Source organism: Streptomyces torulosus (assembly GCF_001419765.1).
GTDB classification, from domain to species: Bacteria; Actinomycetota; Actinomycetes; order Streptomycetales; family Streptomycetaceae; genus Streptomyces; species Streptomyces torulosus.
This window is the reverse complement of sequence record NZ_LIRK01001050.1, coordinates 1-1,260: the sequence shown is the minus strand read 5'-3', so window position 1 is coordinate 1,260 and position 1,260 is coordinate 1. Positions and strand designations below refer to the sequence as shown.

The following is a 1,260-nucleotide window of genomic DNA, read 5'->3' as shown; positions in this document are numbered from 1 at the left end:
GGCTCTCCCCTACGACGGTGACCCCGAGGCGCCCCCGGTGCCGCCGCTCGTCCATCACCGCACCGAGATCGACGAGGAGTTGACGTCCGCGTTGCGCGAGGTCGCGGCCCGGCACGAGGTGTCGCTGTTCCATCTGCTGCTGGCGGCCTACGGGCGGTGTCTGGCCCGGTGGAGCGGGCGTCCGGAGGTCGCCGTGAACGTGGCGCGGGCGCGCCGCGAGGTGGCGATCGCCGGGGTCGACCGTCTGGTGGGGCCGCTCGCCGACACCCTGCCGGTGTTCGTGACGGTCGGCCCCGACGAGCCGGTGACCGCGCTGGCCGGCCGGGTCCGGGAGATCTGGCGGGAGGCCGAGGCGCACGCGACGCTCGGCAGCGCCGACCTCGCCCGGCTGCTGGGCGAGGTGCGGCCCGCCACCGGACCGGCGCCGCGCACGGTCGCCGAGGCGGGCTTCAGTTTCGCCCGTTTCCCGGTGGTCCACGGCCCCGACTGGCCCGTCACCGTCACCCCGACGGCCGCGGCCACCGCCACCGCCGCCACCCGGCTCGGCCTGCTGTGCTGGGAGGCCGACGCGAGCCTGCGCCTGTCCTGGAACCACCCGGCCCGACTGTTCCGCCCCGAGACGGTACGCGGCCTCGCCGACGCGTACGTCTCCGAACTACGTGCCACTGCGGCCGGGTTGACGGGACCGGCCGTCGCGCACGCCCCGCACCAGCAGCCCGCGCGTCCGACCGCCGAGCCCGCCGAGCGCACGGCGCGGCCGACGGGCGGCGGACAGCCCGGCATCGTGGACCGCCTGTGCGCGCGGTTCCGTGCCACGCCCGAGGCCGTCGCCGTCCACACCGGCGACTCCACCCTCACCTACGCGGCCCTCGACACCGCGTCCGCCGCCCTCGCCGCCGGGCTCCGCGCCCACGGGGTGCGCCCCGGCGACCTCGTCGGGCTGCTCACCGAACCGGGCGGCACCGCCACCGTCACCGGGGTGGTCGGCATCCTGCGCGCGGGCGCCGGCTGGGTACCGCTGGACGCCACCCACCCCACCGCCCGGCACCGGGACCAACTGGCCCGTACCGGCGTCCGTGTCCTGGTGTGCGACCCGGCGAACCACGAGGCCGCCGCCCGACTGGAGGGGGTGGTCCCGGTCGTCACGACCGAGGCACCCTCACGCCCGGTCACCTTGGCCGAGGCCCCCTCACTCCCGGTCGCCACGACCGACGTCCCCTCCCCGCTCCCGGACGGGCCCCCCGCCGACCTTCTCGACGC

At 77.5% G+C, this 1,260-nt stretch carries 1 protein-coding gene; it reads left to right on the top strand.

Going from position 1 to position 1,260, the window contains the following annotated elements; all coding sequences use genetic code 11:
* A partial coding sequence (locus AOK23_RS43945) for a non-ribosomal peptide synthetase (protein ID WP_157878343.1) occupies positions 1–1,260 on the top strand: 1,260 nt, incomplete at both ends.